Origin of the sequence: Methyloglobulus sp., assembly GCF_040079455.1 — a bacterium.
In the GTDB taxonomy this organism is placed as follows: Bacteria; Pseudomonadota; Gammaproteobacteria; order Methylococcales; family Methylomonadaceae; genus Methyloglobulus.
The window spans coordinates 1-24,667 of the sequence record NZ_JBEBKJ010000055.1 but is presented as its reverse complement, the minus strand read 5'-3'; the positions used below and the strand labels follow the sequence as shown (position 1 = coordinate 24,667).

Sequence of the window (24,667 nt, the reverse complement as noted above, 5' to 3'; positions counted from 1 at the left end):
GCACCGAAAAAGCCCTGTTTGCGGCGAAGGATCAAACCAGACTGAATTTGCCAACACCCCTGGACTTTGGAACGCACTACATTATCAAGGTGACGGCAGGGCGGCCTTTGTTCAGGCAGTCCGAGACCCGCGAAATTAACTTCACAACGGTTGCCATACCAAAATTGGAAGAGCCTGCGGTTAGAATGTTGGACCCGGACGCATCGGTGACCCTGCATTTCGACCGGCCAGTGGGTGAAGTGCAGGCTGCGGGCGGCTTGATGTTGAACGCGAAACCCGACGCCACCGGCCAAAACATCCGAGTACTGGCCAGTTCTTATGCGCAAGACCACAGTTATCCGGTCCAGTTGAACTATAAAACCACCACGGGCGTACCCCTGCCGCCGCTAACCCTGGAATTAAGGACTCCGCCAGCCCTTGCCGCTGAAACCAATGTCCATGGATTGACCAATTTAGGTTTGATGCTGCCGCTGCAAATGACCTTTAGCGAATCTTTGGCCAATATAGCCGAAGCAGCCAGCCATCTCCAGGTGCAAACCCGCGATGGCAAAGCCATCCCTGGTAAATGGCGCTGGACTGGATCGCGCGAACTTAAATTTACTCCCCACACTGCCTGGCCAGCTTCAAGCACCATCAAAGTCAGTGCCGACATGCAAAACTTAAGAAGTGAGCGAGGAGGAACTCTGGAACATGCCATGATCGAGCAATTTAGCACCGGCACGGACCGGAGGCTTTTCGTTTACCTGGACAGCCAAAGTGTGGAGGCCGTGGAAAATGGCAAAGTGATCCGCACCTTCAAGGTCAGTACCGGCAAAAGCAAAACACCTACGGTAATGGGTTCTTATTATATCTACGACCGTTACCGTCACAAGACCATGCGTAGCGATGTCGACCAGGGGCAGCCCGGTTTCTATGAAGTGAAAGATGTCCCGTATACACAGTTTTTCCATAAAGATTATGCTTTCCATGGTGCGTTTTGGCACAATAGTTTTGGCCATCCCGCCAGTCATGGCTGCGTCAACATGGCCACTAAAGAGCAAAACAAACGCTGGCCCAAGGTCTCCGAGGATGCCGGATGGCTTTATCATTGGGGGGCGTTGGGGCTGCCGGTGACGGTAACGAATAAGGTGCCCGAATCGATACAGGCCGTTCATATCCCCGCCAAAGAAAGCAAAAACGTAAATAAGCAGGCCGGTACGATACCTCCCAAGGTGGCGACAAGGTAAGAATTTTCCGGCAGTCTGGTCGTTCAGATAGGCAGCCATATTTAATTGCAGGGTACTGGTCTTCCAGTACGGCTATTTGCCGAATCGTTTCCTAATAATATGTTGGAGGAAGAATTTCAAGGCGATAACCAGCCTCTTACCTCTTAAGCCAAGTTAGGTTATATTATTGAATAACGCATACAAACCGGATAACATAAAAAAACAGGGTTAATTAACAAGGTGAATAGCAGTTCACCCCGATCTAGGGTTTTCGTTTATTGGATGTAATTTAATTCGTGGCCGACCATAGAAATCAATGTTTCTCGCCTGAACAACTTGGGTACAAAAATTCCTTTAACTTTTTTTCTCATCGTCAAAAAAGAAACGATAGCGGCCGGTCAGAATCAGTTGTCAGCTTGTCTAAGTTATTTGCACAATTTGACCAAACCAGACATTCAGAAAGGGGAAATTTTGATAACGTTTGACTTATGCGTCTGTAGGCACTCAAGGCGTTGACCTGTTTCTCAAACGTCCTACGGGCGGCAACGCTTCGACTTACGCCAGGCGAAGATTTGCATCGGGAACACGCCGCGATAGCCACAGAAGATACGAGCCGATAACAGCATCAACCACAAAACAGAAAATGGGATACCAAACGGGAACGCCAGTGTTTGTGATGAGTTGACTATGCGCCAAGTCGTACAGCCCGTGCAGTAGCCAAAATATACCGACCACTACTGCTGACTGGCGAACGCTAACAAACGCGAAGACAAGGCCGGCGACGACGAACGGAACACCGTAGATCATTTCCTTGACGCCCACAGCCTGCTCGCCTGCTTGTAGAGCGAAGAACGCGTAGATGCCAGGCAGAATGAGCAGGCCCAACGAATACAACCAACGTTCCCCACGAATGAATCGCGCAAACACAATGGTAAGAACACCAACCGCCGCACCAATGAGTGCCTCAATCACAATTCTCTCCTCTCTTAAGACGCATAACGCAAAGCTGAGGGGCACCGCGCTTTTTGCGGCGTCCCTCTCCAGCGCCTCGTTAGGCATCATGGCTCTAATTCATGGGAAGCGTTTAACTATTGCGAGTTCTGCTGCTTTCTACGGACATTTGCCCAGCGCATCGCCATGACCCAAGTGCCCCGGTACCGCTGATTTCGATACGAAAATCGTCTTTTCTGCGGGTAGTCCAGGTTTATGGCAAATTGCAACTTTTTTAGGTGAAGTATCGCTACAGAGATTAGCCGAGGTCACATGGGATCGGATAAAAAACCCATCGAAGAAGGGGCCGCTTTCGATGGTTAGACCGAAGACCGACTGCCAGTCAGCTAAAACTGGCGGCACGGTGGGCAATGCCTCACTGGAAAGTGCGGCGAGTGTCGGGTCATCAAGTTGCCACGAGATATTGTTATCACTACTCGAACCTACGTCAAAGATATTGTTATCTGAACGTAATAGATAATTATCACTTGCTGGATTCCCGTGATCATTGACGATTTCGACGAGGAAATTAACATTATTTGGATCCGTGCGAAATACAAATCCCCCTGCATTTAGGGTGATGCCGAAAGGGGCGGTCATGTGCTGGTAATCTCCCACCGTTGGCGCGGAGTTCGTATCGGGCGTCGTTGATTCGTAGACGTACGTTCCAGTAATAACATCACCTACGTTGATAGCCCCGGCTAAAACACCACCCTGATCATTCACACTTGCTACTTCTGCCGTTATAGAGATGCATACGGGTTCTGCATGCGCCTCCATCGCGAAGCCAGTCGCCAACATGGAAAATGTCAACCCTATTATCAACTTACTATGTCTTTTCATGATTTTCACCTTTTAGTTATTAATCGTTGATTTGGTTTGCTCTGATATGCTTTTTCTATGCTTACTCAATCCCTAACCTCCTTTCGCTCACAAAACTTGATGTGAGATTCCTAACGTAAAGTATGCACCTTTCGAGGGGCATAACAAATTTCAGAAAAGGTATAACACGTTGCTTCTTTTAAAATTAACAAAAACTTATCATAGCCTAATTTTTGTTAACTTGCTGTTTTAACAAGTTGAAACTACACCGATTAACTGCCTGCCAGAAACTCCTGGATCAAGTGCGGGTTTGCGAGTGTCCACTGTTGACAAGCATTGGCTCGTGCTTATCATAAATTATAAGAACCGTGATAGTCTCTTAAGACACCACAACCGAATCAGTTGTAGAATTGAAACGATAGCTGTCCTTCAGGAATAGAGCTAAATTCAAAGCTTGAATTTCCGTACCCGACACAAGCGACGGTCAATCCTAATACAAAAAAATCCAAAGCGGACATTCATAAATACTATATGGCTTTACGCTTAAGACCCCACAAATGCCAGCACCTACCAGCCTGATGCTGTTGATCGAAAAAGAACCGTGCACAAATGGACGGCCATAAATATGCACAGCTCCAAAAGCAGTTCCATGGAATACAGCGGGATGCCATACTTTTCGGCATCCCTTAGCGCAACCAACGCAGATAGGCGTATTGTGTGGCAATACGCCTACAGGCTGCCTTGATCAGTCCTCGCCTTTATGCCTCCTAGCTTTTTTATGCTTGTGACCTGAATCTTTGCAGTGCACGGTTAAGGTCACCGTGGCGGGGTTGCTGGTGGCCTGGCCATCCGTTACTTGATAACAAAAGCTTGTAGTGCCATTGAAACGTTTCCTGGCCGAGGTGTAGTTGAAATGGCCATCCGCATACAAGGCCACTTTGCCGCCACCCTTTGGCAACTCAATGAGCTTTGGTGCCGACATCGTGGCACCGACCACGGTCAACTTATCGCCCTCCCCGTCCTTATCATTTTTTAATACGCCGGGCGCTGCAACGGTGATGGTTTTATTGTTTTTGGGGGCAACCAGGGCATAACTGTCGTTTGCGGCAAGCGGCGGGGTATTTATTGTTGGCATCCGTATTTGGTAAATTGCACCCCGACCATATAGTCCACCATCTCGGGTATACCCATAAAAGTTGCCGCCACTGCCTAAGACAAGGCCGGATGGATACAAGCCGACGTTGCTATTATGCTTATACTCGTAAAGTACCGTATAGAGCGGCGTTGTCGCGGAAATATCGAGTTGAAAAAAAATGCTTTTTCCCGCCTTGGTGGTTCCATAAAGTTTACCGTCACCGCCTTGGATCAAGCTGCTGGGAGAGTAGCCATCGTCGCCGAAGACATGCAAGACAGTATAAGTCGGTATCACCCCGGCAGTGTCGATCTGGAACACTGTGCCACCGCCTAAGCTGATACCGCCACCATCCTGAGTCGTGCCATAAAGCTTGCTATCACTACCTTGGATAAAATAAGTGGGGTGAATACCATCGCCGTCGGTAACCCCAAACACGTGCAGGGTGGTATAGACCGGTGTTACTCCTGTTATATCGAGTTGGAACACTGTTCCGTACCCAAATATTCCATCACCATAGGTAATCCCATATAATTTGCCGTCACTGCCTTGGGCTAAGCCATATGGGGATGTTATCCAGGTGCCGGTGCCTTTATCGATATCGTAATCAAATTCATCAAATACGTGCAAGACTTTAATCGTTGGTTTAGCCCCTGAAATGTCAAGCTGGAACACTATCCGACTGGCATTACTACCGTCAGTGGTTCCATATAACTTGCCATCCCTGCCTTGGATCAAGTTATTGGGATTACGACCAGTACTATTTTCTAAAGTAAACTCGTATAGGATCCTATAAATTGGCATGGACCGAGAAGTGTCGAGTTGGAACACCGTCCCTAAGTCAAAACTGCCACCTTTAGTAGTAATACCATAGAACTTTCCGTCATTGCCCTTGAATAGACTGGATAATTCCTGTTTAGAGAAAAGATCAAAGATGGGCTGTAAAGTAGAGGCCGATGCTGATCCAGAGTTGCCAAGCTGGAACATAGGAGACCCGTAACCGTGTTGTATGGTAGTTCCATAGAAATTGCCGTCACTACCCTGGACGACTGGGAGGACAGCCTGGGTGGCCGCAAACTCGTGCAGTAGGCTATAGCTCGGCGTTGCGCCTGAAAGGGCGAGCTGGAAAACTGTCGAAGTTCCATTAATGAGGGGATAGTTGTTAGTAATAGTATATCCATAAAGCGTGCCACCTTTGCCTTGGGTCAAGCCGCCGATGAGGTTGTCGCCGTGACGGCATCCCTTGATCTCGTGTAAAATGCTGTAGCTCGGCGTTGCACTAGAAAGGTCGACCTGGAAGACTGAGCAATTTCTTGTGGTTCCATAGAGCTTGCCGTCCCTCCCTTGGATAAGATCGGATCCCCCCATAAGAAATGGAAATTCGTGCAGGATCGTATAAACGGGTGTCGCCCCAGAGGTATCGAGCTGAAACAGCACTGATTGACTACCATTAAAATACTCTGTAAAGATGCCGTAAAATTTACCGTCACTGCCCTGAATAAAACTGTCTGGATCCTGTCTATAGTTAAGGTTGACGGTATACATAAGGGTATAGACTGGTGTCGCCCCAGTGATATTAAGCTGGTACAGCAGTGTTCTGTAACCTTGAAATGTGGCCCCATAGAGCTTACCGTCGCTGCCTTGGAATAAAGCGGTGGAGGCTACACCTTGGTCGAAGTCATGCAAAACGCTAAAGGCTGGCGAGGCTCCGGAGGTGTCAAGCTGGAATACCGTCCCAGCGCCATTGCGGCCACCAGAAGTGGTGGTTCCATAGAACTTTCCGTTGCTAGCTTGGATTAAATCTGGACTTGGAGACCCTCGACAGTCGAAGTCATGTAGGATTTTATGAACAGGTTTGGTTCCGGAAATATCGAGCTGAAACACCGTGCCAGCGTCATGACTAACACCAATACAGGGTTCAGAGTACACCTCGCTAATGTTTAAAGTGATTCCATAGAACTTACCGTCATTGCCTTGGATCAGGCTGGTAAGCCCCGCTCCGTTAATACGATCAAAGGAATAAAGTACACTGTAGCTACCAGATGCATCGATTTTGTACACCGCCCCAAAACCATAACTGCCACCGTAAAGAGTCGTGCCATATAAATTGCCGGCAGCATCCTGAATCAGTTTGCTATTGGGGTGCCCCTCCAGCTTGCCAAAAGATTTCAGCAACTCAACCTCGGGGGCCGCCGCTGTAGCGATGGGCGGAAAAATACAAAGCATGAGGATCATGCTCAGTGACACCTGGAGTTTTTTGAAAAAACTTGGCTTGATGTGTTGCATTGTAATCTCCTCGAATTTAGCCGTCGCTAAGGGCTTATTATTTAACAAAAATATAGCTTAGGTTGCTTACTGCCTGATGCGGGGGTAATCATTTGTTCGCGTAAGATCCACTAATAACTTACATAAGCATATTCATTATGTTTTGAAATAGCGCCCTTGTTTTTCAAAACGCGCAGCATGGGTTTGATCCTAGCACACAGCTTGATTCTATGTTATTTGTTTAGCCAGGGATTGATCCAAATCAAAAACCTTGAAGAAGTCAGTTACGGTTTCAGCCTACCCGTTCTCTAACCTATTGATTCGGGCTTACAATGTTTGAACCGTCCGTGCTGAGCTTGTCGAAGCACACAAGCCTTTCGACAGGTTCAAGGCAATTGGAAGTTAAAACTCCACAAGGCCGAATCTATAAAACTCAAGCGACAGCAAATTCTCCCTACGACCCACCAAAGGAAACCAATAATTGGATAACGCATAAGGCCTTAAACGGATTTTACGTTCCATTGCGCCCTAAACCCTTGTATTGGTCGACACCTGCGGTGGCCCAGAAAGTGTCACCAAAGAGTTGTTTACTTGGGTCAACACGATGATGAGAAATGTGAAAAATGCAAATTACGGATACCTACCAGATCAAACCCGGACATTTTCCGCGTTACCTAACCGAATTCTGCTACCGCCATAATCGACGGTTCCAACGGGAAGACATGCTGCCTCGTTTCGCTTATGTTGCAGTGAGAACATCACCCCACCTATGCCAGGACGTCTTTTGAAATTGGCTGAGGCTTATGGGTAATCAGGTAAACTTTTGATAGGTATCCCGGTAAACCGGCAAGTCATAATACAACGCCATGGCTCAAAAAAATCGCCCAGTCTGCTCTGGAAAAATAAATAGTTAAATGGCTGAATAGTTAAAAAGCCCGAACAGCACGCACTCCGAAGGTGTCGCCCTTATTACCGACGTGGACTTGGTCGCCATTGACGAAGTTCTGGAGCCACGCGAAGTTGCTACCGAACTCGGTAGAACTCCAGTAGACATCAGACTCAAAATTACCAACACCCGCTTCAAGCAGGTTGTTGTACATGAGCTTCGCTTCGCCTAGTGAAGGTAAAAACCAGTCACTTTTAGTTCTTGTTAGATACAAATCAGCTTCGTTAGCTGCACCCGACGTGCAAACTCCAAGCATGGCTGTAGTATTCGCCTGACCTTTGCCAACCCCTTTAGCAGACCATCCGGCTACAGCAGGTATTGAAGTTTCTGTGAGGTTGCACCAAACAACAGGCGCTATACCAGTCGGGGCAGCTTCCAGGTAGGTGAAACCGGGGTATTGGTTATAATAGTCAACAAAAAATATAAAGCCGCCTCCAGGGCCTCTGTCGCCGACCGTGTATTTGTATTTGTTGACACCCACTAAAGGTGGCGGAGGAAAGGCATGATTGTGGTGGTGGTTATCATTATCAGAACCCGCAGAGACTGTGGAAACAGATAAGGGCAATAACGCCAACATTAAAGCGATTGCTAAGGGTTTTAAACTTTGGATTATCATAAATTAAGCATTTCCGTTAATTTTGAAAAAATGGGTTCAGACCTGATTCATTATTGAAATGTGTTTAATAAGAGCGCAAAAAAAAGCCGCACTTTCTTTTTTGGCCTTAACGAAATCATATTCAGCAGTCCGGCTTTCCGTTTGTATAGAATCCGCGACTTTTTGTCTCTACCTTACGATTGGTTTAGCTTTGGTTATTTTTTATGCCTGTCGAACTAATCCCTGAAACAACTAAAATAAGCAATACTATTCCTTTCTGTCTGGCAAAGTATCCAATAGCTACTAAGACACAATAAAGCTATATCGTAATATTGTTTGTTTGGCATTGAATTGATCTAAATCAAAGAGTCGTTGCATTGTATTTCTAATGATCTGACTTTATTTATTCAAAAATAATGGGGTAAGCTGATCATGTAAAGTCAGTTCATCGATTAGCATTAAAGTGCCTATGGCTATAGATAGGATTACAAAAAACAAGATGAATGGGGTAGAGGTTAGCTTGGCTGAACGTCTGTTTATCCCTATTTTAATGTCAGCTTACAAGAACCCTGAATGGCAGAAAATGGCCGCTTTTTGAAATTCAAAATTTCTAGGGATTTGCTTTGTGAATGTCCGAGAAGACACCACAGCGGCCTATTGTCGTGTTGCAGGTCAACGATTATTGGCCGTGGCTGAAAGCTGACGGGCGTTTGGGCACTTTATGTGCCAAATATATGAACAACCTCACAAATCAATAACAAAACTGCCGCTAAACTTAAGGGCGTTGTATTCACTGTGCACCCTAATGCGGATAAAAACCCTTCGAACCTTGGCCGTTTCCTTACTTGTAAGTTTAAGTGCAGGCTGTATCACGCCATTGGAGATATCCAAACAAGGCCAACCACAAGGGTCAGCCCCACCCAAGGTTATTCAGGTGGATTATACCGGCTTTACCGTGTGGCTGGATTGCCAAAGGCGTGGTGCCGTAAAATTCCAATACAACGCCCAACATGACACCGGCAATCTACCGAGGTCAAAAAATTTTTACCTGGACCTTAAAATCCCTACCGGCTGCCAACAAACTTCGAGCAAAGGTTACAAGCAAGGTTATGACAGGGGCCACCTTGTGCCGGCCAACCACTTGGACTACTCAAAACAAGCAGTCCACGAAACCAACTCCATGACCAACATCCTGCCCCAAGCCGCCAGTATGAACCGGGGGGCTTGGTTGCTCACCGAAGAAATTGTTGAATGTTACCGTGATATTGACGAATTGTTGGTTATTGGCGGTGTCATTTGGGGTGATAATGCCGATGACGATTACTTTGTCGCCGACCATGGGGTCGCTACGCCCGATGCCTTTTGGAAAGTGGTCATCCGAGGCACAGGTGAAGATGAACGGGCGATTGCCTGGGTCGTGCCCAACGTGGATGAGGCCACCATGGACCAACTTGACACCTATATCGTCAGCATTGACGAACTTGAAAAAATGACCGGTGAAAAAATCCCCGTCGCGGATTACGTCAAACACGAAGCTGAAACCGCCTCCTGGCTGGCCCCGCATGGGTGTGATAGGGGCTGATCCAATCAGGTACTTATAGAGGTAGTGGGCTTTGTGTCCGGGATTTCAATAAGCCCTTATCAACCCGTCCCAGTCACACGTATAGTCCGGTGACTTGAAGCCCTGTTTCATCTGCCACGGGGCGTTAAAACCCTCAGAGCCCAGCTTTAGGGTTTGCCTTCCGTAGCGTTGGTTGACCGTATCGAGCAATAACATCATTTTTTCTGATTTCATGGCCTTGATGTCGTTGCTAAAGAACAAGTCTTGTTGAATTCCTGCCGCCGGCACCAGGTCGTTCAACAACACCCCGGCTTTCTGGTAAATAAAGCCTGGGCGGTACAGCCTGCCCAGTATCCACAAGGCGGTCCTGACTAACAAGCGGGTGTCATTCGACGGCGACGGCAAGGCCACCGTTTGGCTGTTGCCGTAATACGGGCGGTTGGCGAACGGGCTGGTTTGGATGAACACGGTAATGCTGTTGGCATAAGAGCCTTGTTTCCTGGCCTTTTCCGCCGCTTGCGAGGTGTACAGCGTCACCGATTCTTTCAGGCTGGCAAGGTCGGTAACGGGAATCCCAAAGCTACGCGTACTGGCGATATTTTGCTTATCAGGCGGGATTTGTTCGAGGTCTATACACGGTTCGCCGTTCAGCTCGGCTATGGTTTTTTCCACTGTCACGCTGAACTTGTCCCGCAGCGTGCGGCGGTGGGCTTTTTTTAAGTCCAACACCGTATGGATGTTCAACTGGTTGAGCTTGGCTGAAAGCTGGCGGCCAATGCCCCAAACTTCCCCGACGGGAAACGATGCCATGATTTCGGCAACTTCCCTTTCAGTCATGGCCTTAAAATTACATACCCCGTCATAGCCGGGACGTTTTTTCGCACAGTGGTTGCTCAATTTTGCCATTGTCTTTGTCGAAGCTATGCCCACACAGACGGGAAGGCCCGTCCATCGTAAGATGGTGTCCTTTAGCTGATGGCCGTATTGGCTCAAGTCCCGGTGCCCAAAACCCGTCCATAGCAAAAACATTTCATCCACACTATAGATTTCATAGTCTGGACTAAACGCTGAAACAATTCGGGTCACCCTGTCTGACATCTGAGCGTACAAGGCATAATTGCTACTTAAAATAACGATTTCATCCGATTTAAACCGTTCCCTTAATTTGAACAACGGCTCGCCCATTTTGATACCCAATGCCTTTGCTTCATTGCTTCTGGCTATTGCACAGCCGTCATTATTGGATCCCGCGACAACCGCTTTGCCGTTTAATTTTGGGTTAAAAACCCGCTCCACAGACACGTAAAAATTGTTGATATCTACCAGGGCAAAGGTGGCCATGGTCACAATCTCCGAAATATCCCCGTCACCACCCCCCAAATTTGGAAGTCCATGCCTTCCTTGATTTGGATCGGCTGCATGTCCGGGTTGGCGACTTGCAAGAGCGGATAGCCGTCGTCGCCCAAGGCCAGTATTTTCAAGGTGAATTCGCCGTCGATCACCGCCAGGATGACATTGCCGATTTTGGCCTCCGTGGCCAAGGCCTTGTTGACGACGGCGATATCGTCGGGAAGTATCCCCATCTCAACCAGCGACAAGCCGCAAACAGACACAAAATAAGTGGCATCTTCCTGGTCGACCAGGTATTCATGGGCGTTCAGGCGCTTTTTGACGTGGGGTTCGCACGGCGACGGGAAGCCGGCGGGGACCTTGGATTCAAACAGCGGAAGCTTAACAGCGGTGGTGGTTTCAGGCCGGAAAAAGTCAGGTTGCATGGGCATACCGGGTTAGGTGGTCAGCGGGGCGTACAATATAGCGCATTTGTTCTTAATTTGTTCTTATTTTTGCGACCGCCTGGACTAAACCCCGTTTTGGGGCTGGTTTCCTTAAAAATACTTCTTAAACCGTGCCGTCATGATGGACATCACCCAACCCAGGAAACCGGCGAAGGGCAGGATGATAACATACGGGTGTATCGTCGTCGGCCAGGCCAGGTAGACAATCCAGGGCAGCGTCAGGGCGGGGGCGACGAAGCTTTTGGCCAGATGGTAGCGTTGCCCCAATTCCCGGCCGCCCCGCCAGCGGTTAAGGTCGCGCTGGACAATCCCGTCAATCGCCCCCACTAATCCTGCCAACACAAACACCGGGACCGACAGGCACAACACCGACAAACGCAGGGCATAGACCTGGGTGGCCACCATGGCCGCAATGAGGTAGCCGTGCGCGGTGGTATAAATTTGGTCCAATAATCGGCTAAAACGGGTGCTTTGCGCTTTGGGCCCTCGGTATTGTGGCTGGCCGGTGAATGCAATGGCTTTGACAATGCCGGTTTTCTCAAACAACAGCCGGTTAAGCTGTTTGGCCATATCCACGGCGAAGCGGGTGGGATGGTCGGTCAGCAGGCTGTCTTGCAGGTCTTCCTCAAGGTAGCCGATTTCAGCCTCCAGCAGTTTTTCACTGCGCGTAATGCCTTGTTCCGGCCATATCACGCCAATGCACAGCCATTCAATTAAAATATTGCCGAATAGGCCTAAGACCAGCCAGATGGCGAAGCCCAGGATGCCATGTACCAACGTGCTGACCGGCCCACGGTTAACCTGCGGTGCCGCACTATTACGGCTGGCAGGGGTCTGGATTACCGAGTCAGCCATAATGAATGCTCTCTGCCATACCTTTCAGTCTGTCATCGCTGAGGGACTGACAAAACCGCGTTTGCCGTCCTGGTCGGCAAGTGCCCACCAATTGTCCCCGGTTTGGTATTTCCGGCGCATGGCCTCGGCCACGCCAGCGAGGTCGGCCGGCAGGTGCGGGTCACGGCTGGCATCCGGCAGCGGCATTCGGATTTTCCAGAGTTGGCCGCCTTCCAGCAGGGCAAAGGCATGCCCAATCGGCAATGACATGACATCGGCGGGTGTCAGCATGGCCGCTTCACGGAGACTCAAACTGTCCTCATTACGGCTGATATAATCCACCCCGGAGGTAGGGTCTGATGAGTCCACCACCCCGGACACCGCCGTCATAGTCATAATATCGACCGTATCCAGTTGCTGGGTCAGGATCTCGGCGGTCGCCAGTTCTTTTACCCGCAGCATGATGGTGGTGTTAAAGTTACCAACCGCTTGGCCGGCTTTGGCGGCATTGCCGAGCCGCGCTTCTATATCCGACCAGGTCTGGGTATAGGCCGTCACTTGAAAACCTGCCCCCCGCGCCTTGTTCAGCAAAGGGATAAACTCATCGCCGATCAGCTCATTAAACTCATCGGCGTGTAAATTGATGACCGGCAGCTTGGCAGGCAGGGACGCTGCCGCCTTTGGCAAGCCGCTGGCGGCCCCAAACTTATACAGGTGGCCGGCCACCGAGACCAGGTCGGCGAACATGGCGTTGCCGACCGCAGCGGACACGGCGGTGTCGGTCAGCGCATCCAGGCCAATATAGACGATGCCGCCCCGCCTAATCACCTGCATCCAGTCAAAGATAGGCCGGGGATCGCTACTGTCCCCGTAATTCGGCGCCAACAGTTCCGCGATCTTGCCCGAAACCAGCTTTTCCATCAGCGGCAACAAGGAGGCCACCAGCTTGTCAAAATACTTCTTGTCGTACTCAAAGGCCGAGCGCAAGCCATCGGCGACCCCGTCATACAGGCCGGTGTCCTTGGCATAGCGGATCAAGGCGATGACTTCATGGGAACGGCCTTTCAACTCAAACGGCAGGTCCTTGTCATTGATGGCGGCGGCACGGTCCATCACCTCCTTTTCCCAACCCTTGGGGGCCACCTCACCCAGCCATTGCCGGTAATAATCCAGCAACAAGGGGTCTATGTGGGTCACGTAACGCATAATTTGCGGATAATCAGGCCTGCGCCCTAATGCCACCAGCGCCCGGCCGACAATATTGGTAAACCGCCAGGCAAATTCCCTGAACGCCGCCGAATCGCCCGAGGACGGCAATTGGTTGGCAATGCGGGTGGCAATTTCGGTAATCCGGGAGAAATTGCCGATCGGGTTATAGCGGGCCGATAGTTCAGGATAGCCCAGATGGAACAAAGTGAGCGCCTGTTGGCGGCCGGCACGGTGGGCTTCGGCCACCATCCGTTTCATCAAGTCGGCATCGCCCTTGGGATCGAACACGATCACCACATCGCCCCGGTGGATGTCCTGGGTAATCAGGATTTCGGCCAGCCGGGTCTTGCCGACCCCGGTCGTGCCCAACACCAAGGTATTGCCTGGACGGCTGTGCAACGGCAGGGTGACCTCATTTTCATGTATCCCGACGGCATGTAACTGAATCTTGCCGCCCAGCGGCGGTATCGGGGGCACTGGATTCCACCAGATGTCTTTGGACAGCGCCAACACCAGCTTCCCCATCAGCCAGGTCTGGGTAGTTCGGCTTTCCAGCCGCCGCGCAAGGCGATAGGCCGCACCGGGCTGGATATAGCGGCGGACATTGGGTTTTCGGGCATCATACAGCCGTTGGCTGTGTTCTTGGTACCAGCGGAAACCCTTGCCGAGAAACAAGCGGCTCGTGCTGGTCGGGATTTTATCCGGCCGCATCCGGTACAAGGGCAGGCGTTTCATGTTACGTTGATAGCGGATGACCTTAAATGCTTGGTGTCCCCGCACAACAGCCAGCACGCCTAAGCCAAACGAGACCGGGTAGGACAAATTGTCTGTCAACATCAGGTAATGCGGCGCAAACAGTGTGGCCAAGGCCGCGCTACCCGCCGACAGCATCGACCACAATTCGATGGGTGGCCTAAGCAACGCTTCCAGGGGCTGGCCGCTCATTGCTCTATTCTCGACGCAGAGACCAACACCGGATAATGGCTAATCCCCAGCTGCTTAGCCAGTTGTGATGCCGGTACCGGGGACAGTCGCAACCCTTGCGCGACGGCGGCTAAGGCCTGAAACTCGGCCAGGCTTTCCGCTTCGACGACCAGTCCGACGGCACCGATCTGGCTTAACCGCCCCTGATATCGGCCCAGCCATTGCTTAGACCGATCATCACAACCGACCATAAAAAACGGCTGCGGCAATAACAGTTGGGTCGTTTGCGGATTGACCTCGCCGGGTGTCAGTCCCGGGGTGTGGATTGGGAACAGGTTAGGTACAAAATCATCGCCGGCTTGCAAATTTATTTCTGGCAGCCCCTCTGGGACAGCCAGTCTAGGCGCTTTAACAAAACCGGAAATCGGGCTTGCGGTGCCGGTATCATAGATTACGGCGAGTTCCGCTTTCGCCTCGCCTGGGGTTAGCCAGAACAATAATGCCACGAAAGCGATGACTACTTTGGCGTTAAGGAGGGGACGGTTACAGAGAGGAAGTATCCTCACCTTTTCATCGAATTTGTCCATTAGGAGCTCACGGGGGGCGGTATAGGATGCTGGGCATTGGGGTAGTTCGCCATAATGCAGCGGACATAGTGCCGGGTTTCAGGGTAGGGCGGGATGCCCCGGTAACGGTCGACCGCGTTCTCGCCGGCATTGTAGCCAGCTAAAGCCAGGGCGACATTGCCCCCGAAATGCCGTAACAGCCAATGCAAATAGGCAATGCCGCCACGAATATTGTCTTCCGGGTCGAACGGATGCTTAACGCCAAAGCGCAGCGCGGTTTGCGGCATCAATTGCATCAAGCCCTGAGCCCTTTTATGGGACAAGGCCTCTGCGTTAAACCCCGATTCTTGGTGGATAACCGCCATCACCAGTGCGGGGTCGACCTGGAATTTTCTGGCCAGTTGTCGGACCAAGCCGGCAATATGGCGATGCCGTAAGCGGTTGTTGCTGGTTTTGAACCGAACCGGGGTGAGCTTTCCCCGTGGTTGGCAAAATCCGGCCAGGCCAAAGCGCCGGTAACGTTGCCGTAGGGGTCGGACGGCCGCATCCGTACCCCAATGCAGGCCGAGGCCGAGCAGCAAATTGGCGGCAGGATCCAGGAGGTCATTGAGGCGGCGTGGATCGGCGTTTCGTGCATCGACCTGCATCAGGCCCACCTTAACCGTACCGTTATACTGGCCCAATGAAGCAAGCAATGCCCCGTGTGCCTCAGCGCGGGTAGGGTAATGGGTGGTGACGGCACCGACGGTTAAGGTCCACGGCCAAGGTTGCAAGCAACCGTTATCGAGCTTGACACCACTGCGGGATAAAGCGGCCAAATAAGCGTATTCCGGTGCTAGATGGTGTGCATTGGCCGCCCTGACATACCCGACGGGTACGGCAACTTTGGCGGCGACACCGTCAATTTGTCCGCTTATGCCCAGTAAAACCAGGATTAGGCCGCTAGTGGTTGGGTGTTTCATTCTCTTTCTCTTGGCCTTGGTGGCATCAACAGGATTAGGAAAGCTTATAGCGTTGGACCAGTTCCTGGACGGTCAACTTGTTCATTTTGGCCAGCCGCGCTAACAGCGCGGGTTTGGCTGTACCCGTCGGCCCATACCGTATTGCCTGAACGTGGCGTTGGCCAGGGGCAAAGGGGCGGGTAGTCTTGTGTAAACGCTGGGTCATTTTAGGCCTCCTAAACACGGAAAGTGGCTTGCCGGTTAACCGTTACCCCGTCATCCGATGGCCTCTTGCACTCGGTACAAAAGCCCCGGCAACAGCAGCGGCAAGAAAATCGTGGACAGCCAATCCCGTGCCTCGGCCTCACGCGAAAAATGGCAGCGCAGGGTAAAGGCGCTGATCACGTCGCCTTGATATAACCGCCAGCCTTGCCGATAGACGGCGGCAGGCCCCCGCTCGTAACCGACCAGGCCAGGCAGGGTGGTTTCCAATACCTTAAAGGTGGCTTGTTGCAAGTCGACCAGCAACAGATGTTGCTGATGGTAGCGGTCCAGCAAGGCTTCCAAACAAAAATCCCAGTCAATGTGGTTGTCGCAGCGCCGTTCCAGGATATGCCCCCAGGCAAAACAAAAGCCTTGGGCATTGATATATTGGGCCAATGGCGGCGCATTCAACGGCAGTAGGCCTCTTGGAGTGGCCGGTCGGCCCTGCAAGGCATAGTCGGTACAAATCGATTGGGGCAGGGCGATGGCTTGTTTCTGGTTGGAATCCAATGCAATACTGCCTTGGGAGTGTGTTGGAGCCCGTCCGTTGTAATTATTGGTGTCGGTCATGACCAGTTGCATGTCAAGGCAAAGAAAACGGGTTGAGGGCAAGAGTACTAGAACCGCGTAGCAACAGGCTTAGGGGGGCAGTCCCGGAAGGCCCGGCCAGTTTCGTCAGGTTGCCTTGGTCATGGTTAAGGGTCAGGGTCTTGTTGGCCAGGCGGGTGCGGTCGAAGGGCTCGGTTGCCGCCCACGACCGGATGGCCTCGTCGTTGTCCGCCCCGATAACAAAGACATCGAGCTGGACACTAGCGCGTTGGGTGGCCGAGGCCAGGGCCGCCAGTTGTTGGCTACAGGCCGGGCATTGGCCGGTTCGGGTAAAAAACAGGATGCGGTCGCCCGGTTGTAAGGGGTTCGTGGCCGCATTCGAGGCCGGAATCGTAGATGGCAGGCGGGTTTTATCGATAATGGCGGCGTTTGGGTACAGTTTGCTGCTTTCTTCTTGGTAAACCCGGGCAAAGGCCAATACCCGCTCGGTGTCATCGTGCATGGCCTTGGCCAGGCGTTTGGCATAGTCCCGCTGTTCCGCATCGGTCTCGGCATGGATGCCCAGCACTTCCAAGGGCGATATATTTGTTTGGCTGATACTGCCCCGGACACCCCCTATCAAGCGCTGGTAACGTTGCCATTCGGTGTCATCCAGACCCCATTCCGATTGCGTAAAGCGGTTACGTTGACTGGGCACCTCCTCGCTGGGGTTGGCCTGTGTTGCCTGGGACCTGGACGCGTTGGTCTGCGTCCGTCCTGTTTCCACAGCCCAACTACCCAGCATGGGAAAGAAAACGGATACGGTTATCCACAATAGCGGCCTTGTTTTCATGGCCTGCCCTTGCCGAGGTCAACAGTGGCGATGCCTTTGGCGTTCCTGATGGTGACCTTATGGGCGTTCATACTGACAATCGTGCCGCCGGACAAGGGATCACCTACGCGCAATTGGCGGTATTGCTTGGAATTCGGCTCCCGGACGATAATCCGGCTTTCAGTGCCCCAATTATTGACCGCGACCACCTGTAAGCCGTTTGCGCTGGTGGCCTTAGGGCTTGATACCGTGTGGTTATTGACCTTGGCACGTAGGCGGCGCTGACGGACTTTGACAACATCTGGCCTACTATGCCGGCGGTTATGGGTGGGCATAGTAAGGACGAGAGGTCGTTGTGCCAATTGCTGTTTTATGCCGTGGAGTTCGGTCTGGAAACCGTCGAGTCGGCTAGCCATGCCGGCCATATCCGCCCTGACTTGAGAGACTACCGTGTCCAGGGCAGCCAGTTTCTTGCTGTGTTCGAGCACCAGGGTGTCTTGGGTGGCCGGCAGGGTGACTGGAATGGCCGTTGGCGGCAATGGCCGAGATAGTGCAATCGGTACTTGATTGGTCCCTGGCTCAGGCGTGTGGGGTGCCAAGGTTGGGCTGGCCTCGGACCGCTCTGCCGACAGGGCGGGGCCGGAGGCCGTCTTGGCAGGGCGCATGAATCCTGTAACAACAAGGCCTATCAACACCATGCCGAGTAAAAAAAGCCCCACCCGCTTGCCCGTTAGGGAGGTAAGGGGCGGGGTCACGGTAGTCACCCGGCTAACGATGGTGTTCATTCTTTGGCCCAGCCCGGATATTTTGGATCGCGCTCATAGGCCACCATCCGGTTGACCGGGTCCACTAATAAGCGGTAACCATTGCCGCCTAAGGCCAGGAGCGCATCCCGCAGGATCACTTGCTCAAAATGGCGGTGGACTTCGGGGATGTTATGGTGGAGCAGGGCGGTGACATGCGCTTCGTGACTGACCGTCTGGCTCAGTTGGTAACCGCTGAACTGCAACAGGTATTGGGCGCTGTCTTTGACGGTAAGGATAGTGTCCGGGATTTGCACGTCAATCACCGCCAGTAACGGGTTCAGTTGTTCGACCCTGGGTTTGGCGGGGATAAAGCTATAGCGCCCGGTCTGTACCTGGACAGGGTCAGGCCTTGATGGGGGCTGGTTTTCATAGACCTCAGGCCGTGGTGCCCAGGCAGCGGACTTATTGCGCTGGGTCAAATATTGTGGATCTTTGGTTGCAACCGGTGGCTGCACGGCGCAGCCACCCAGCAGCAAGCCCAGCAGGGTAACGGCCATCTGGCGGGGTAGTCGGCTCTTTAACATCACAGGTCACCATTCGTTTTCGTTGGGCGAATGATGCCTGTGGTTTAAAACTTTATGCAACAAACAACCGACCTTCCAAAATATGCGATTAATTTGGGCGGGTCGTTAACGCAGTGGAACTGACCGCAATACCTATTATTACTGACTTTTAGGGGAAAGAATGATCGCGGGTCAGGTGAAAAGCCGGTTAAGTTGATACTGCTTATTTCTTAGCACAAACCGGGGGCTTGGTATGGGTGCGCCCTGGCCGTAATTCGGCCAGGACAATAGCCCGTGCCGCTTCACAGGACGCTTGTGAACTAAATTCTTGGAAAGCGACACCGGTCTCTGGCGTGGGGGCGGTGCCAGGGGTCGGGTTGGCGGATATGAAAAAGGCTATCAATATGTACAAGGTCAGTTTCCCTGACTGGTGTAGCGACCGCGCGAATCAGCTTTCTTCATTGTTTTTTGGCCTACAGAATACAAGAAGAAGAAATATGCCTAACGACGTTAACAAAATTATATTAGCGGTTCTTTCGGTTACCAGATTCTTGATGGCGTCATTTTGTACATCATAAGCCCAAAGATATGAGAAATACATGCCAGTCAAAATAATTGGCAAAAGAATAGGGTAACCAATGCGCCCAATAAAATAAGTGTAGCTATCAATAGAGGGCTTGTTGATACCTGCATGTGTAAATATTAAAAATGAACAAAAACAACTAAACATCAATAGTGCAAAATAAAAATTGTGGTACAAATTCATAAAAAACTCACTTCGCGAAGTTGCTACATAATGCCGTAATTAAATGCAAAATGACCTGAAATAACCAGCAGGACGACAAAAATAGCATAGGTAATCCCTGCAAAATAAAGTCGATCTGCCGAACTGCCATTCATGGCAATGATAATTCGGTCATGGTTACGTAGGATTCGGCCATCAAGCGGTAAATAAGATTCTTCCTTTGCTTCTGAAATACCCATGAGCCAAGAAGCATGTTCTATACGATAAACCCACCGACAAAAAATAAACCAAGCCAAACAAACTAGACAGGCAACTCCGGCAGTTGTAAGCATAGAAAAGAATTCTTCTGAAAGCGAATGTACATTATTCTTCATTTCCTCCATAAAAAGTTAGCCGGGGGGTCATTGCTTAGTGGGTAGGCACTCGTTATAGCCCATTCCGCCATCTATTCAGAAACGCAGGGATGAAGAACAATAGGGCAAGCGCGAGTATGCCGGGAAGCAACAAAGGTGGCATGCGGTTAATTTCAAATGCCAGGTGCTTCATTTTCTCTTCCTCATTCATTGCGTTAAACGGGAGATTTGACAAGCGTTTCGCCTCTGTTTCTTGGGCTAAAAGGCCTTCCTTCTCAAGTTCGTCAGTCGATTTTAAATTGGCATTGCCTGTTGTACGCTTGGCAACCTCAAAGAGTATGATTTTGTTTATTTCCCCTTCTATTTCATATAATTCTGCATTGGACGGGGTAGGGTGCGAGGTTAGAAATTGTTTCATCCTGGATTTTGCAACGTCACTGCTATCCGCAACCGTTATTAGCGCGTTTAGTTCGGTTGGGCTGGCAGGTTGATGTTGATAGGCCCATAAAAAGTATGAAAATAAAATCAAGATGATGCTGATAAATTTCATCTTAGGTCTCTCCCTTATTTGTCTTCTAATAAAGCATTGTATTCATTCGCTTTAGCGGTTACATCAAAGCCCGTGCGCTCTTTAAGCTGTTTAAGAAGCTTTTCACCACGAACCTCTCCCCAATGATGCCTTAATAGCGCATCTTCGAGTTCACAGATATAAGTGCTAACTTCGCGCAGTTCATCATGTTCAAGTAAAGCTATATCGTTACTACGCGCATTGTAAATTGCTTTCACTACCCTAGCCCTTAAGTTAGGGTCGCAGCATTGACTAAAGACTGCGCCGAAATCAGAGCCGCCCCTGCTCAAATATTTATTAATTTCTTTTGCAAACCCAGCCATAATCGCTGCCTCTTGCTATTTGGGTTCGTGTTCCTTAAATTCTTTGTAGGAATCCCATGCCAAGTAACCCATGACGCTAATCAGTACGAGCGCCCCCAAACACATAATAATCTGGTTAAACATCTTTCAACACTTAATTAAACGCTTAATAAGCCGGTATTGGTAAACCACATACGCCCCTGAAAAAACACTGACAACCAACGCCAAACCCAACACTATACCGCTAACAGTGGTAATTGGAAGCCATCCAACCCACCAACGTGACGAGGATGGTGATAGCGGCGAAAAACATTTTTTCATGGAAAGCGATGTTGGCCTTGATGCTTTGCTTTCTGCTTCTGACATTGGTAAGCGCAACAAGGCTCTTAAAAGGTGGCTTATAGTATATCGGACTGTCCGATCAGTCAAGCATTAATCCCACTTATCTTTTCATAGCGGCCCTTAATCGCACGGAGGATAGCCGCTTTTTTACTGCCGTCATATTTAGCGATGACTTCCAACATCGCAATGATGTCTTCTGGAACGTCACGAATAACGTTGATACACGGTTTCCCTATGCGCTTTTTATCATGATCTTGATTGACTGCTTTTCTTGATTTTTTTTTTACTTCCATTCTTTAAGCACCCATATTATATCTTAAGTTATTGTATTAAATGCCGATAATATTAAAGGTTGGTAAACTTTAACAACATTCAGAGCGCTGACACCAGTGTTAGCCTAATCAGCTTAAGAATTCGGTTATTTTAATATTTAATTGGGTAACAAGGGGGTGTTATTTTACGTCGCAAATTATTTAAGAGATCCGACATTCATCGACATACCACAGCGGTTTAAGGAATCCCTGTCCATTGATGGCAGGGAGGATGTCGAACAAACATTAGGTTATTTTTAACCTATTGTAATTTTTTCCTTGGTGCTTACGTAACCCAATTTTGTCACTTTCTGTTTTTTTTGGTCTTGCTTTGCCCTTTTCCCTGATCCTATGTATTGGACTTGGGGCGGATTTTGGCCTTAGCCTGAAAATTATGTGGACGACTTCACAGTTATTGTATGCCGTTGTCATTACGGCACAGAACCTGCTTGGTTAATCTGTTAGCTCCTTTTTCCTTTTTTAAGGTGTCGCAAACACAAGTGTCCGGCCGCAATAATAATACCTTATCCAGGCTCGCTGATTTTGTCTTGGATTATCTCGTCCCTTTTATGACGGCAGCCATGTTGCTGGCCGTCATTGTTTTGCTGGTTGTGCTTTGGCATTAAGCCGCTCACCAAGTGACAGACAGTTGCCGCTTTTTTGCCCTCGGCGTAACCTCTCTTTTTTTAGGTGCTTCCGGTTCATCATACGTATCTTCTATATGTTGGAATCTGGGCTCTGCAAGAAAACCGTAGTTTGCTTGAATGTGCTTTTGAATGGCCTGGGTCGTCATTGGATTGTTGATGATGAACATTTCTACCCGATTGCGTAAGCGGTTAACCAGGATTAGGCCAAATTCATCACCCTTGCGTTTCCTGCTTGCCCTGTCCCTGCGGCCGAGAATAATGTTAGCGTAACACAGCTTTTCATGATTTACCTGTTGTCAGACTTCGTAGAACAAATAGCAGGCCTTGTCCGTATTGCCGCCCTTGCCGATAAAGGTGACAATCCGGCTAGTGTAAATTTCTTCTCCCGGCATTTTGAGCCTATAGAATGACATGCAGTCAAACAAACGCGCAATAACAAAGGCAAGGCATAGCACATATTCCACTTGTGGCCGGATACCTAAGCCAATGGTCGTTTCAGTTATTTGGCATAGGTTGTTGGCGTATATACGCGGTTGTTGCCGTTTCAGTATTTCATCTGCTTCGAGGCTGGCTTTGGTGGCTAGATTACCGCTACAGGTCAGTGTCCTGGCAAGGGATTTTGCCAGCTTGAGGATTTCGGGATTTTTTGTTTGAGTCATGACCGTTCCGAAGGTTGGGTTGCTGTTGCAGGGGATGGGTACATGATTTGATTATCCACACAGGTATAATCGAAGCAAGAAACAACCGACCTTCCAAAATATGCGGTTTTTATTTTTAATCGATATAGGCAAATGGGGTCTTGATACGCTTTTTATTACCCTTTTCTGATGGATAAGCCCTTTCCCATTAATTATCCCTTCCATTGAGCCCTTTTGCTTGCAACCCTTTCCCTTTCTGGTTATCTGTCCCAATAGGTATACTACGAAAGGAAGGGTTTAGCTGGTAAGACGCTTGGAAAAGAAAAGGGCTTGGCCTGAGTGGTCGGCACAGTGGTCGTGGGAATGGTTGATTTGATTTCTGAACTTTAGGCCTGGTTTAAATGCAACGATTCGTCTGGCTGATATGACGGCCTCTTCGCCTGTTTTGGGATTCCTGCCTGGGCGGCTGACTTTGTCGATCAACCTGAAATTGCCGAATCCAGACAGTTTGACGGTTTCGGCCTGATCCAGGGTGTTTTTGATTTCAGCAAAGAACAGGCCTACCAACACCCCTAATATAAATTAAAACTGGCCATTACGGAATTCTGATTAAAGTTAAACACGTCGACCTTGAGTTGTTTTACCTACCATTTTTTAACTTTAACAAACATGGACTATTTTTACTTAGTTTTTTGACCTGTTTTGGGGGAGATTCGCGACGGATCGTGGAGGACATTGGAACGTTAAAAATAAACTAGTTTATTTAACGTAGGGACCGGCGGTTCGCTATCCGAATATCCGTTAAGATACCTGTGTCTATTTTTTACCTGTTTCTGATGGTAGATAATTGGCGGACTAAAAATTTTCAATTTTGATTCCCATCGTCAGCAGGGAAACGATAGCAGTCATTCAGAATTTGAAGTTAATTCAAGAAATGAGAGTCGGTACCCGACCCAATAAGCGACATTCAGCTAATTTTTTATGGACATGTCGGTCAGGCTACCGCGCGCCTCCCGCATAGGTATCTTTCATATTGAGAAACTAATTCATTCAATGCTAGTCTCAACGTCAGGTAGGGGCGGAGAGTCATAAAGCCGTACAAAGAGATAGACGGGCTACTTAATGTGACCGTCTTTGTGGTCGTATAATTTTGAATCACCTAACTGGAGACAATCATGAAGAGACTAATTTCTGCAATAGCACTAGCTCTAATATGCAACCCTGCATTCTCGGAAATTAAGAGCTTGACAATTGACAGTGCCACTGTCAGCAAAAGTACAAAAGAAATCGTTATAAGTGGCACAGTAGTTTGTACACCTGAACATGTTTTTTTTATAGGTGGGACTCTTGTTCAAATAAAAGGACCCACGTATAGAGTGGCTGGCGGCTCTGAATTATTAACCTGCACCGGCGGTAGTGATCCCTGGACGATCCAATCACCCCCTTCTACTGAAGGGGCACCCATAATGCCCGGAAATGCGCAGTTCCTTGCCTCAGATAGTGACTTTACCGAGGGTACCTTCGAACAAAGGATGATGAAGTTAGTAGTCCACCCGGCACCATAGTCCGAACTAGGATATTCGGACTTTTTTTGCTATTTAACCCTTTAACTTTTTCATTTTAAGCTGAAGCTCATACAATTTTAAAAAACACTGTAACAAAATGCGACATCAGAACCGGTTAACCATGCCGGTTTTTTTGTGTAATATAGGGAAACAGTAATAAAGCGAACCAACCAATGATCAGTTTCAAAGATGCCCTTTATCCAAAAATAGAGTGATAAACAGATCAGAAAATCTTGATTGTTTTGAAAACAAATTGACCGTCTGGTTCATGCCGGTTATTGAAATTGAAAATTTCTTGAAATTTGATTCGTGAATGTCCGAGAAGACACCACTAGAGACGATCAACTCCTTCCCTGACAGCGCCTAAATATGTCAGGTTAGGGTCTAGACCCTCTGGATGAAGTGTCAATTAACTAGATAAACAACCCTATCCTGACACATTTTGCCCCCTTTCCTGCTGTCCGTTTTTGGTATACC

Annotated in this window: 27 protein-coding genes, 2 pseudogenes and 1 riboswitch; of the genes and pseudogenes, 6 read left to right on the top strand and 23 right to left on the bottom strand. The window is 49.5% G+C overall.

Annotation, left to right across the window (positions count from 1 at the left end):
• The coding region (locus ABL924_RS12295) for a L,D-transpeptidase (RefSeq protein ID WP_349027386.1) at positions 1–1,226 on the top strand (1,226 nt) is incomplete at its 5' end.
• A 534-nt stretch (positions 1,227–1,760) separates the two neighbouring features.
• On the opposite strand, the gene ABL924_RS12290 is transcribed toward ABL924_RS12295, so the two are convergent.
• The 3 genes from ABL924_RS12290 to ABL924_RS12280 form a co-directional block, all read right to left on the bottom strand.
• Positions 1,761–2,267 carry a hypothetical protein gene (locus ABL924_RS12290; RefSeq protein WP_349027385.1) on the bottom strand — a complete coding sequence of 169 codons (507 nt, stop codon included), beginning with the start codon at positions 2,265–2,267 and terminating at the stop codon, positions 1,761–1,763.
• 48 nt (positions 2,268–2,315) lie between these two features.
• Entirely contained in the window at positions 2,316–3,038 is a 723-nt protein-coding gene (locus ABL924_RS12285) for a hypothetical protein (protein WP_349027384.1), read from the bottom strand.
• A gap of 724 nt (positions 3,039–3,762) precedes the next feature.
• Positions 3,763–6,435 (bottom strand): choice-of-anchor tandem repeat GloVer-containing protein, encoded by a 2,673-nt coding sequence (locus ABL924_RS12280; RefSeq protein ID WP_349027383.1) that lies wholly within the window; start codon positions 6,433–6,435, stop codon positions 3,763–3,765.
• Positions 6,436–7,000: 565 nt separating this feature from the next.
• Between ABL924_RS12280 and ABL924_RS12275 the strand changes: the two are divergent.
• Positions 7,001–7,225: pseudogene (locus ABL924_RS12275) on the top strand (IS1595 family transposase); the annotation flags it as partial.
• Between the two features lie 115 nt (positions 7,226–7,340).
• On the opposite strand, the gene ABL924_RS12270 reads toward ABL924_RS12275, so the two are convergent.
• On the bottom strand, positions 7,341–7,976 hold the full coding sequence (locus ABL924_RS12270; protein WP_349027382.1) for a hypothetical protein: 636 nt from the start codon (positions 7,974–7,976) through the stop codon (positions 7,341–7,343).
• Between the two features lie 120 nt (positions 7,977–8,096).
• Positions 8,097–8,175, bottom strand: a riboswitch (cyclic di-GMP riboswitch).
• 409 nt (positions 8,176–8,584) lie between these two features.
• Between ABL924_RS12270 and ABL924_RS12265 the strand changes: the two genes are divergently transcribed.
• Positions 8,585–8,713 (top strand): hypothetical protein, encoded by a 129-nt coding sequence (locus ABL924_RS12265; RefSeq protein WP_349027381.1) that lies wholly within the window; start codon positions 8,585–8,587, stop codon positions 8,711–8,713.
• A 47-nt stretch (positions 8,714–8,760) separates the two neighbouring features.
• Positions 8,761–9,537, top strand: a complete 777-nt coding sequence (locus ABL924_RS12260) for a DNA/RNA non-specific endonuclease (RefSeq protein ID WP_349027380.1) — start codon at positions 8,761–8,763, stop codon at positions 9,535–9,537.
• Between the two features lie 45 nt (positions 9,538–9,582).
• On the opposite strand, the gene ABL924_RS12255 is transcribed toward ABL924_RS12260, so the two are convergent.
• The 16 genes from ABL924_RS12255 to ABL924_RS12180 all read right to left on the bottom strand — a co-directional run bounded on the left by ABL924_RS12255 (position 9,583) and on the right by ABL924_RS12180 (position 21,322).
• Positions 9,583–10,857, bottom strand: a complete 1,275-nt coding sequence (locus tag ABL924_RS12255; protein ID WP_349027379.1) for a Y-family DNA polymerase — start codon at positions 10,855–10,857, stop codon at positions 9,583–9,585.
• 2 nt (positions 10,858–10,859) lie between these two features.
• Entirely contained in the window at positions 10,860–11,291 is a 432-nt protein-coding gene (locus ABL924_RS12250; protein WP_349027378.1) for a S24 family peptidase, read from the bottom strand.
• Between the two features lie 111 nt (positions 11,292–11,402).
• Positions 11,403–12,167 carry a TIGR03747 family integrating conjugative element membrane protein gene (locus ABL924_RS12245; RefSeq protein WP_349027377.1) on the bottom strand — a complete coding sequence of 255 codons (765 nt, stop codon included), beginning with the start codon at positions 12,165–12,167 and terminating at the stop codon, positions 11,403–11,405.
• Positions 12,168–12,191: 24 nt separating this feature from the next.
• Entirely contained in the window at positions 12,192–14,300 is a 2,109-nt protein-coding gene (traD, locus tag ABL924_RS12240; protein WP_349027376.1) for a type IV conjugative transfer system coupling protein TraD, read from the bottom strand.
• Positions 14,297–14,866, bottom strand: coding sequence for a PFL_4695 family integrating conjugative element protein (locus ABL924_RS12235; RefSeq protein WP_349027375.1), 570 nt, complete (start codon positions 14,864–14,866; stop codon positions 14,297–14,299). The genes traD and ABL924_RS12235 overlap by 4 nt, the downstream gene beginning before the upstream one ends.
• Positions 14,866–15,807, bottom strand: coding sequence for a lytic transglycosylase domain-containing protein (locus ABL924_RS12230; protein WP_349027374.1), 942 nt, complete (start codon positions 15,805–15,807; stop codon positions 14,866–14,868). Before ABL924_RS12230 ends, ABL924_RS12235 begins: the two co-directional genes overlap by 1 nt.
• A gap of 34 nt (positions 15,808–15,841) precedes the next feature.
• Entirely contained in the window at positions 15,842–16,012 is a 171-nt protein-coding gene (locus tag ABL924_RS12225; RefSeq protein WP_349027373.1) for a hypothetical protein, read from the bottom strand.
• A gap of 50 nt (positions 16,013–16,062) precedes the next feature.
• Positions 16,063–16,620 carry a hypothetical protein gene (locus ABL924_RS12220; RefSeq protein WP_349027372.1) on the bottom strand — a complete coding sequence of 186 codons (558 nt, stop codon included), beginning with the start codon at positions 16,618–16,620 and terminating at the stop codon, positions 16,063–16,065.
• Between the two features lie 13 nt (positions 16,621–16,633).
• Complete coding sequence (locus ABL924_RS12215; protein ID WP_349027371.1) at positions 16,634–17,431, bottom strand: TIGR03759 family integrating conjugative element protein; 798 nt, start codon at positions 17,429–17,431, stop codon at positions 16,634–16,636.
• A complete protein-coding gene (locus ABL924_RS12210; protein WP_349027370.1) occupies positions 17,428–18,165 on the bottom strand; it encodes a hypothetical protein in 738 nt (245 codons plus the stop codon). Before ABL924_RS12210 ends, ABL924_RS12215 begins: the two co-directional genes overlap by 4 nt.
• A gap of 26 nt (positions 18,166–18,191) precedes the next feature.
• Entirely contained in the window at positions 18,192–18,713 is a 522-nt protein-coding gene (locus tag ABL924_RS12205; protein WP_349027369.1) for a hypothetical protein, read from the bottom strand.
• Between the two features lie 229 nt (positions 18,714–18,942).
• On the bottom strand, positions 18,943–19,131 hold the full coding sequence (locus tag ABL924_RS12200; protein WP_349027368.1) for a hypothetical protein: 189 nt from the start codon (positions 19,129–19,131) through the stop codon (positions 18,943–18,945).
• A 377-nt stretch (positions 19,132–19,508) separates the two neighbouring features.
• Entirely contained in the window at positions 19,509–19,838 is a 330-nt protein-coding gene (locus ABL924_RS12195; RefSeq protein ID WP_349027367.1) for a hypothetical protein, read from the bottom strand.
• Positions 19,839–19,890: 52 nt separating this feature from the next.
• On the bottom strand, positions 19,891–20,367 hold the full coding sequence (locus ABL924_RS12190; RefSeq protein ID WP_349027366.1) for a hypothetical protein: 477 nt from the start codon (positions 20,365–20,367) through the stop codon (positions 19,891–19,893).
• A 14-nt stretch (positions 20,368–20,381) separates the two neighbouring features.
• On the bottom strand, positions 20,382–20,708 hold the full coding sequence (locus ABL924_RS12185; protein WP_349027365.1) for a hypothetical protein: 327 nt from the start codon (positions 20,706–20,708) through the stop codon (positions 20,382–20,384).
• A 404-nt stretch (positions 20,709–21,112) separates the two neighbouring features.
• Positions 21,113–21,322, bottom strand: coding sequence for a hypothetical protein (locus ABL924_RS12180; protein ID WP_349027364.1), 210 nt, complete (start codon positions 21,320–21,322; stop codon positions 21,113–21,115).
• Positions 21,323–21,825: 503 nt separating this feature from the next.
• Here ABL924_RS12180 and ABL924_RS12175 point away from each other — a divergent pair.
• Positions 21,826–21,966 carry a hypothetical protein gene (locus ABL924_RS12175; RefSeq protein ID WP_349027363.1) on the top strand — a complete coding sequence of 47 codons (141 nt, stop codon included), beginning with the start codon at positions 21,826–21,828 and terminating at the stop codon, positions 21,964–21,966.
• Positions 21,967–21,971: 5 nt separating this feature from the next.
• On the opposite strand, the gene ABL924_RS12170 is transcribed toward ABL924_RS12175, so the two are convergent.
• The 3 genes and pseudogenes from ABL924_RS12170 to ABL924_RS12160 all read right to left on the bottom strand — a co-directional run.
• Positions 21,972–22,154 (bottom strand): hypothetical protein, encoded by a 183-nt coding sequence (locus ABL924_RS12170; RefSeq protein ID WP_349027362.1) that lies wholly within the window; start codon positions 22,152–22,154, stop codon positions 21,972–21,974.
• A 129-nt stretch (positions 22,155–22,283) separates the two neighbouring features.
• Positions 22,284–22,646 (bottom strand): hypothetical protein, encoded by a 363-nt coding sequence (locus ABL924_RS12165; RefSeq protein ID WP_349027361.1) that lies wholly within the window; start codon positions 22,644–22,646, stop codon positions 22,284–22,286.
• 276 nt (positions 22,647–22,922) lie between these two features.
• Positions 22,923–23,192, bottom strand: a pseudogene (locus ABL924_RS12160) (HU family DNA-binding protein); the annotation flags it as partial.
• A 608-nt stretch (positions 23,193–23,800) separates the two neighbouring features.
• Between ABL924_RS12160 and ABL924_RS12155 the strand changes: the two are divergent.
• Positions 23,801–24,190: a hypothetical protein gene (locus tag ABL924_RS12155; RefSeq protein ID WP_349027360.1), complete on the top strand. Its 390-nt coding sequence runs from the start codon at positions 23,801–23,803 to the stop codon at positions 24,188–24,190.
• The last annotated feature ends 477 nt before the right edge of the window (positions 24,191–24,667 follow it).

Excerpts from the sequence above, each read along its gene's own strand:
- ABL924_RS12285 (WP_349027384.1), bottom strand. The coding sequence starts at position 3,038 with ATGAAAAGACATAGTAAGTTGATAATAGGGTTGACATTTTCCATGTTG.
- ABL924_RS12215 (WP_349027371.1), bottom strand. The coding sequence starts at position 17,431 with ATGAAAACAAGGCCGCTATTGTGGATAACCGTATCCGTTTTCTTTCCC.
- ABL924_RS12230 (WP_349027374.1), bottom strand. The coding sequence starts at position 15,807 with ATGAAACACCCAACCACTAGCGGCCTAATCCTGGTTTTACTGGGCATA.
- ABL924_RS12280 (WP_349027383.1), bottom strand. The coding sequence starts at position 6,435 with ATGCAACACATCAAGCCAAGTTTTTTCAAAAAACTCCAGGTGTCACTG.
- ABL924_RS12255 (WP_349027379.1), bottom strand. The coding sequence starts at position 10,857 with ATGGCCACCTTTGCCCTGGTAGATATCAACAATTTTTACGTGTCTGTG.
- ABL924_RS12190 (WP_349027366.1), bottom strand. The coding sequence starts at position 20,367 with ATGAAATTTATCAGCATCATCTTGATTTTATTTTCATACTTTTTATGG.
- ABL924_RS12270 (WP_349027382.1), bottom strand. The coding sequence starts at position 7,976 with ATGATAATCCAAAGTTTAAAACCCTTAGCAATCGCTTTAATGTTGGCG.
- ABL924_RS12205 (WP_349027369.1), bottom strand. The coding sequence starts at position 18,713 with ATGGCCGTTACCCTGCTGGGCTTGCTGCTGGGTGGCTGCGCCGTGCAG.
- ABL924_RS12180 (WP_349027364.1), bottom strand. The coding sequence starts at position 21,322 with ATGGAAGTAAAAAAAAAATCAAGAAAAGCAGTCAATCAAGATCATGAT.
- ABL924_RS12250 (WP_349027378.1), bottom strand. The coding sequence starts at position 11,291 with ATGCAACCTGACTTTTTCCGGCCTGAAACCACCACCGCTGTTAAGCTT.
- ABL924_RS12225 (WP_349027373.1), bottom strand. The coding sequence starts at position 16,012 with ATGACCCAGCGTTTACACAAGACTACCCGCCCCTTTGCCCCTGGCCAA.
- traD (WP_349027376.1), bottom strand. The coding sequence starts at position 14,300 with ATGAGCGGCCAGCCCCTGGAAGCGTTGCTTAGGCCACCCATCGAATTG.
- ABL924_RS12195 (WP_349027367.1), bottom strand. The coding sequence starts at position 19,838 with ATGAAGAATAATGTACATTCGCTTTCAGAAGAATTCTTTTCTATGCTT.
- ABL924_RS12235 (WP_349027375.1), bottom strand. The coding sequence starts at position 14,866 with ATGGACAAATTCGATGAAAAGGTGAGGATACTTCCTCTCTGTAACCGT.
- ABL924_RS12245 (WP_349027377.1), bottom strand. The coding sequence starts at position 12,167 with ATGGCTGACTCGGTAATCCAGACCCCTGCCAGCCGTAATAGTGCGGCA.
- ABL924_RS12290 (WP_349027385.1), bottom strand. The coding sequence starts at position 2,267 with ATGATGCCTAACGAGGCGCTGGAGAGGGACGCCGCAAAAAGCGCGGTG.
- ABL924_RS12170 (WP_349027362.1), bottom strand. The coding sequence starts at position 22,154 with ATGTTCATCATCAACAATCCAATGACGACCCAGGCCATTCAAAAGCAC.
- ABL924_RS12185 (WP_349027365.1), bottom strand. The coding sequence starts at position 20,708 with ATGGCTGGGTTTGCAAAAGAAATTAATAAATATTTGAGCAGGGGCGGC.
- ABL924_RS12165 (WP_349027361.1), bottom strand. The coding sequence starts at position 22,646 with ATGACTCAAACAAAAAATCCCGAAATCCTCAAGCTGGCAAAATCCCTT.
- ABL924_RS12260 (WP_349027380.1), top strand. The coding sequence starts at position 8,761 with ATGCGGATAAAAACCCTTCGAACCTTGGCCGTTTCCTTACTTGTAAGT.
- ABL924_RS12155 (WP_349027360.1), top strand. The coding sequence starts at position 23,801 with ATGAAGAGACTAATTTCTGCAATAGCACTAGCTCTAATATGCAACCCT.
- ABL924_RS12265 (WP_349027381.1), top strand. The coding sequence starts at position 8,585 with ATGTCCGAGAAGACACCACAGCGGCCTATTGTCGTGTTGCAGGTCAAC.
- ABL924_RS12220 (WP_349027372.1), bottom strand. The coding sequence starts at position 16,620 with ATGACCGACACCAATAATTACAACGGACGGGCTCCAACACACTCCCAA.